Source organism: Pseudomonas sp. SDT291_1_S447 (assembly GCF_054070155.1).
This window is the reverse complement of record NZ_JBSVXS010000199.1, coordinates 1-6,148: the sequence shown is the minus strand read 5'-3', so window position 1 is coordinate 6,148 and position 6,148 is coordinate 1. Positions and strand designations below refer to the sequence as shown.

The window sequence follows — 6,148 nt, the reverse complement described above, 5'->3', positions numbered from 1 at the left end:
AGCCAACATTGATGTCACTGGAAGTCCGCTATCGCGAGCAGGCTCACTCCTACAGGGGGATCTGCGTGAACTCAGGCGATTTGGGCTTTTGAAGCTACTTCGTCGAACGTGGCCTCGGCCAGCGCATCTTCCTGCTCATCCAGCACCTGACGCGGATGATCGTTACCGGGAATGCTGCTGTCGATAAGGCTCAACAAGCTGGAACCGCGCGGCGTAAGCACAAAATTGTTTCCCGTGCTGCCCTCCTCATCCGGACGCGGTGCGATATAGCCGCGCAGGAGCAACAGTCTTTCATACTCGCAAGCCAGCGTTTTCAGGTGATCAAGGTTCTCGATCGGCTCGCCCGCGCTGGCTTTCTCCGCCGCATAGTCTTCGGCATAAGCCCGTGGGGCAAAGCTGTGGCCGGCGCTGTTCTGCACTTCGTGCAACAAGCGTTCAATCAAATCCCAGTTATAAGTCGTCATCCTGATACAACCTCCGGTGCGCGTGATTTATGGCGCGTTCATAGGTTGTGACCGGAGTGGCTCGCAGCCGTTCAGCCACATTTGCCGAGCCGACCGACCGGCGGTCTGTCGATTTCCCGCAGGGTTAAACGACTAGTCTGAAACAGACGGTTTCAACCCCGCAGGAGAAATCATCATGAACGTTGAGAATCATCCGGTGGTATCGCGCGAAGAATGGCTCGCCGCCCGTAAGCAACATCTCGCCGACGAAAAAGCTTTCACCAAAGAGCGCGACCGGCTCAGCGCCGAGCGTCGTGCGTTGCCATGGGTAAAAGTCGATAAGGATTACCACTTCCAAGGCCCCAACGGTGAGCTGAAACTCGCTGACCTGTTCGGCAAACACAGCCAATTGGTGGTTTACCACTTCATGTTTGCCAAAGACTGGGAGGAAGGTTGCCAGGGTTGCTCGTTTCTCAGTGACCACATCGATGGCGCCAACCTGCATCTGGCGCATCACGATATCGCCGTTGTGGCTGTTTCTCACGCCCCCTTCAACGAGTTCCAGGACTTTAAACGGCGCATGGGCTGGAAGTTTGACTGGCTGTCGTCAGAGGGTTGCGACTTCAACTATGACTTCGGCGTTTGCGCACGGGCTGAGGATGTCGCGGCGGGAAAGGCTACGTACAACTATGAAAAGACTGACAGCGCCGAGGAAGAAATGCCCGGCCTGAGCGTGTTTTATCGTGATGCAAAGGGCGACATCTTCCACACCTACTCAACTTACGCTCGCGGTCTCGACATGCTGGTCGGTGCCTACAACTATCTAGACCTCACGCCCAAGGGCAGGAATGAGGACGAGATCATGGAATGGGTTCGGCATCATGATCGTTATCAAGGCGATTCCAGGTCGAGCTGCTGCCGCTCTGAGTGATGAGCAATGAACTTTTCTCCCGCTCAAAGCCTCAACCGATTAACCGCCTTAACCGGAACTGAGGCCTGCCCCGATGAAAACCCTGATCAAGCTCACCCTCGCCGCCACCCTGGCCTGCGCCCTGCCCGTCTGGGCCTGCACGCCGGAAGAAGCCACCGCCAAGCGCGAACAACTGGCCAAGGAAGTCTCGAAGCTGACCGAGCAGAATCCGGCCAAGGCCAAGGAGATCAATGCTGAACTGCAAAAAATGGACCTGGGCACGGCCAGCAAGGATCTGCCGGACAAGTGCCAGTTGATTGATCAGCGGTTGAAAGAACTGAATTCTGCCGAGAAGAAGACCGAGGGCTAACAGCAAGATCAAATGATCGCAGCCTGCGGCAGCTCCTACACAAAACCCTGTAAGAGCTGTTGCAGACTGAGATTTTTTGCGCTCAACAATGCATTTATGCATTTATTTATTTGCATTAACGCATATCTCTGACTAGGGTTACCTCGAGCAAGGAGATCGGAACCGGCCACAGAAGATGGCAACCGTTAAGCACCGATCGCTCAGCAATACCGCAACACCCTCACAAGCTGGACGCTTGTTTTCACTCATGGAGGATTGAAAAATGTTAACCACAACAGCAACACAATTCACCGGCGAATCACTGCCAAGGTGCCTGGCCGGTCACCTGCTCGACCCGCAACTCGCCGAAGTCGAAGCCGCTGAACAACTCAGCGCACTCGCCGCCGGCAGCCTCAACTTCAACATGCAGAAACAGACCCAGACCAACTGGTGCTGGGCCGCCGTGTCCGCCTCGGTCGGCAACTATTACGGCACCGGCAACTGGACGCAGTGCGGCGTGGCCAGCACCCAGCTCGATCGCAATTGCTGCAATCAGCCAGGGCCGTGCAACGTTTACGGCTATCTGGATTCGGCGCTGCAAACCACCCGCAGCTACAACGGCATGAATCAGGGCTCGCTGCAGATGTCGGCCATCCAGAACCAGATCAGCATGGGCCGCCCGGTCGGCTTGCGCTGCGCCTGGTACGGTGGCGGTGCGCATTTCCTGACGATCTACGGCACCAATGGCGATTACCTGTTGGTCGCGGACTCGATCTACGGTTATTCGACCCGTGCGCTTAATGCCTTTCCCCGCGCCTACAACGGCGGCGGCAACTGGACCCACACCTACTTCACCGTGAAAAACTAGGAGGGCGACATCATGCAACTGACTTATCCAAAGGCGCCTTCCAACGGCGTACAGACGTTGCGCCCGGCGCTGCAAGCCGCTCTGCAAACCCAGGGCTTTGGCGCCAATCGCCAATTCGCCAACGCAGCACCTGCGAAGATCAGCCTCAGTGAGGCCTATCGCGGCTACTCGTTGAACCTGGATGACCTGAGCCAAGGCAAAGGTCTGCAAGACGCGCGAATCGGCGACTGGCATTACCTGGTATTTGCCGACGGCGTGACGATTGCCGATGCGCAATTGGCCGAGGTGCGCGGGCATGTCGAGTTCGCCTCGTTGAATCACGGCGATCACGCCGCTGCTACGGTGGGTGCGCTGAAACTGGCAGAACAAGCGCCGCAACTCCAGGGCAAGACCGTTGAGTTGCGCGTGCTGTTTGTCTCGGCGCTGCACGTCGTGGCGATCTGGCTGCATGCCGACGGTGAGGATGTATTGATCCCGATTGAACCAACGCCGAAGGATCTGGCGACCACTCGGTTGTACAGCGAGGCAGCCTTGCTCGCAGCATTGAAGCCGGCGGCCGATCAGGCCAAGCGGCGCTTTGATGCCGACACCAGTGGTCAGCTCGGCAACTGATGGACGAAAAAAAACCCGGACACTGTCCGGGTTTTTTCTGTGCGCCTGAAACGACTTACTCAGCCGCAGGCTCTGCTGGCTTGCGGCGCTTCAGCGGGGCCATGCCGTCGCTGCTCACCAACGAGTCCGGCTTCGGACGGTTGGCGCTCTTGCGCTTGGTCGGCGTTTTGGCGGCGGTTTTCTTCTTGTCGCCCTTGGCGTCAGTCTTTTTCTTCTTCACGCCAACGGCTTTACCCGAAGCCTTGACCTTTTTCGGTCCGCCGTAGGTGCCTTTGACTTCCTTGATGGTACGGCGCTCGAAGCTCTGCTTCAGATAGCGCTCGATGCTCGACATCAGGTTCCAGTCGCCGTGGCAGATCAGCGAGATCGCCAGGCCATCGTTACCGGCGCGGCCAGTACGACCGATACGGTGCACATATTCGTCGCCGCTGCGTGGCATGTCGAAGTTGATCACCAGATCCAGACCATCGACGTCCAGACCACGGGCCGCGACGTCGGTGGCCACGAGAATCTTCACGCCGCCCTGCTTCAGACGGTCGATCGCCAGTTTGCGATCCTTCTGGTCTTTCTCGCCGTGCAGCACGAACGCCTTGTATTCCTGAGCCACGAGACGACCGTAGATGCGGTCGGCCATGGCGCGGGTGTTGGTGAAGACGATAGCCTTCTGGTAGGTCTCGTTGGCCAGCAGCCAGTTCACAATCTGCTCTTTGTGCTGATTGTGGTCGGCGGTGATGATCTGCTGACGGGTGGTCGAGTTCAGTTGGCTGACCGCGTTGAGCTGCAAGTGCTCAGGGTTGTTCAGCACCTTGCCGATCATGTCCCGCAGGCCGGAACCACCGGTGGTGGCGGAGAACAGCATGGTCTGCTGACGGTTCGGGCATTCGTCGACCAGACGCTGTACGTCTTCGGCAAAACCCATATCGAGCATGCGGTCGGCTTCGTCGAGCACCAGCACTTCGACTTCTTTGAGGTCGAGGTTGCCGGCGTTGAGTTGCTCGATCATCCGGCCCGGGGTGCCGATGAGGATGTCCGGCACTTTGCGCAGCATCGCGGCCTGGACCTTGAAATCTTCACCGCCGGTGATCAGGCCGGACTTGATGAAAGTGAACTGCGAAAAGCGCTCAACTTCCTTCAGCGTCTGCTGGGCCAGTTCACGGGTCGGCAGCAGGATCAGCGTCTTGATGCTGACGCGAACCTTGGCCGGACCGATCAGGCGATTGAGGATTGGCAGAACGAAAGCGGCGGTTTTGCCGCTACCGGTTTGCGCCGTCACCCGCAGATCACGCCCTTGGAGCGCCAGCGGAATGGCCGCGGCTTGCACAGGCGTTGGCTCGACAAATTTCAGCTCGGCCACAGCTTTAAGCAGGCGTTCGTGCAGGGCGAATTGGGAAAACACGGGTGCTACCTCGAAGATATGCAAAAAAACAGCTGCATAGGTTACCGGTTTCGAGCGCTCAGGCCGAGTTTCTTTATACAAACGGACGTAATCAGTGGCTTTTTTGTTGCTCGATTTGTCTCCAACGGTAATACACGGCGGCTTAAATGCTCTAATCACCCATCGCGTATTACAGAAGAATCGTTGCTCATATGGATTTCAAACAGCTCTGGCTCAACGCCCAGGACCTCTGGGGCACCCTCGAACAGCATCCACTGTTGCAGGCCGGCCTCGCGCTGACCTTGTTATTGGTGATCGCGCTGGTGCTCGGACGAGTGGCGCGTTACCTGATCCTGCACGCCAGCCGCATGCTCGGCCGCCAGCCGTCGCTGCACTGGATCAATGACTTTCGCCACAACAAGGTATTTCAGCGCCTGGCGCAGATGACGCCGTCGCTGGTGATCCAGTTCGGCCTGCATCTGGTGCCGGAACTGAGTAAAACCGCGATGACTTTTCTCGGTAACGTGGCACTGTCGTTCACCATTCTGTTCCTGCTGCTGTCGGTCAGCGCCCTGCTCAATGCCCTGCTCGACATCTATGCACGCACCGAGCACGCCCGCACGCGCTCGATCAAAGGCTACGTGCAACTGGCGAAAATGGTCTTGTACGTGTTTGGCGCGATCATCATTGTCGCTACATTAATTGACCGTTCGCCGCTGTTGCTGCTGTCCGGTCTGGGTGCGATGTCGGCGGTGATTCTGTTGGTCTACAAGGACACGCTGCTGTCGTTCGTCGCCAGCGTGCAGTTGACCAGCAACGACATGTTGCGCGTAGGCGACTGGATCGAGATGCCACAAGTCGGCGCCGATGGCGACGTGGTCGACATCACCCTGCACACGGTCAAGGTGCAGAATTTCGACAAGACCATCGTCTCGATTCCAACCTGGCGGCTGATGTCCGAGTCGTTCAAGAACTGGCGCGGCATGCAGCAATCGGGCGGGCGACGGATCAAGCGCAGCCTGTTCATCGATGCCAGCGGCGTGCGTTTCATCCGCGATGACGAGGAAGAAAAACTCTCCCAGGTGCACTTGCTGACCGACTACATGAGCCGCAAGAAAGCCGAACTCAAGGCGTGGAACGAGGCACAGGGCAATGTCGCGGCGATGTCGGCCAACCGCCGGCGCATGACCAATATCGGCACCTTCCGCGCTTATGCACTGGCGTATCTGAAGAGTCATCCGGAGATTCAGCCGAACATGACCTGCATGGTCCGGCAGATGCAGACCACCGCACAGGGCATTCCGCTGGAGATCTACTGCTTCACTCGCACCACGGTGTGGGCCGATTACGAGCGGATTCAGGGGGATATTTTTGATTATCTGCTGGCAGTGCTGCCGGAGTTTGGGCTGAGTCTTTATCAGCAGCCGAGTGGCGGGGATTTGCGCTCTGGCCTGCTGCCGGCGGTGCTCGGCGCGGCGAGCATTCCCGAACCACAGAAACACCTCATGTAACCCCACCGATCAAAACTGTAGGAGTGAGCCTGCTCGCGATAGCGGTGTGTCAGACAAATCCATATTGACTGATACACCGC

General features: G+C 57.8%; 7 protein-coding genes. 5 read left to right on the top strand and 2 right to left on the bottom strand.

Translation table 11 applies throughout. From position 1 onward, the window contains the following. Positions 1–71: 71 nt before the first annotated feature. Complete coding sequence (locus ACW9IR_RS28390) at positions 72–464, bottom strand: transcriptional regulator (RefSeq protein WP_457465933.1); 393 nt, start codon at positions 462–464, stop codon at positions 72–74. 175 nt (positions 465–639) lie between these two features. On the opposite strand from ACW9IR_RS28390, the gene ACW9IR_RS28385 reads away from it, so the two are divergent. The 4 genes from ACW9IR_RS28385 (at position 640) to ACW9IR_RS28370 (ending at position 3,182) form a co-directional block, all read left to right on the top strand. Then, the gene (locus ACW9IR_RS28385) at positions 640–1,374 is read left to right on the top strand and encodes a DUF899 domain-containing protein (protein WP_457465931.1); all 735 of its coding nucleotides are present in this window, start codon (positions 640–642) and stop codon (positions 1,372–1,374) included. A 73-nt stretch (positions 1,375–1,447) separates the two neighbouring features. Continuing rightward, positions 1,448–1,723, top strand: coding sequence for a hypothetical protein (locus ACW9IR_RS28380; RefSeq protein WP_016985949.1), 276 nt, complete (start codon positions 1,448–1,450; stop codon positions 1,721–1,723). A 262-nt stretch (positions 1,724–1,985) separates the two neighbouring features. Beyond that, a complete protein-coding gene (locus ACW9IR_RS28375) occupies positions 1,986–2,570 on the top strand; it encodes a papain-like cysteine protease family protein (RefSeq protein WP_457465928.1) in 585 nt (194 codons plus the stop codon). Positions 2,571–2,582: 12 nt separating this feature from the next. Continuing rightward, positions 2,583–3,182 carry a hypothetical protein gene (locus ACW9IR_RS28370; protein ID WP_457465926.1) on the top strand — a complete coding sequence of 200 codons (600 nt, stop codon included), beginning with the start codon at positions 2,583–2,585 and terminating at the stop codon, positions 3,180–3,182. Between the two features lie 55 nt (positions 3,183–3,237). Here the strand turns inward: ACW9IR_RS28370 and ACW9IR_RS28365 are convergent, their stop codons facing one another. Continuing rightward, positions 3,238–4,578 carry a DEAD/DEAH box helicase gene (locus tag ACW9IR_RS28365; RefSeq protein ID WP_007914470.1) on the bottom strand — a complete coding sequence of 447 codons (1,341 nt, stop codon included), beginning with the start codon at positions 4,576–4,578 and terminating at the stop codon, positions 3,238–3,240. 191 nt (positions 4,579–4,769) lie between these two features. Between ACW9IR_RS28365 and ACW9IR_RS28360 the strand changes: the two genes are divergently transcribed. Beyond that, positions 4,770–6,068 (top strand): mechanosensitive ion channel family protein, encoded by a 1,299-nt coding sequence (locus ACW9IR_RS28360; protein WP_077571581.1) that lies wholly within the window; start codon positions 4,770–4,772, stop codon positions 6,066–6,068. Positions 6,069–6,148: the final 80 nt, after the last annotated feature.

What these genes read in the sequence shown, in the direction of transcription:
- ACW9IR_RS28385 (WP_457465931.1), top strand. Translation starts at nt 640, where the DNA reads ATGAACGTTGAGAATCATCCGGTGGTATCGCGCGAAGAATGGCTCGCC.
- ACW9IR_RS28380 (WP_016985949.1), top strand. Translation starts at nt 1,448, where the DNA reads ATGAAAACCCTGATCAAGCTCACCCTCGCCGCCACCCTGGCCTGCGCC.
- ACW9IR_RS28375 (WP_457465928.1), top strand. Translation starts at nt 1,986, where the DNA reads ATGTTAACCACAACAGCAACACAATTCACCGGCGAATCACTGCCAAGG.
- ACW9IR_RS28370 (WP_457465926.1), top strand. Translation starts at nt 2,583, where the DNA reads ATGCAACTGACTTATCCAAAGGCGCCTTCCAACGGCGTACAGACGTTG.
- ACW9IR_RS28360 (WP_077571581.1), top strand. Translation starts at nt 4,770, where the DNA reads ATGGATTTCAAACAGCTCTGGCTCAACGCCCAGGACCTCTGGGGCACC.
- ACW9IR_RS28390 (WP_457465933.1), bottom strand. Translation starts at nt 464, where the DNA reads ATGACGACTTATAACTGGGATTTGATTGAACGCTTGTTGCACGAAGTG.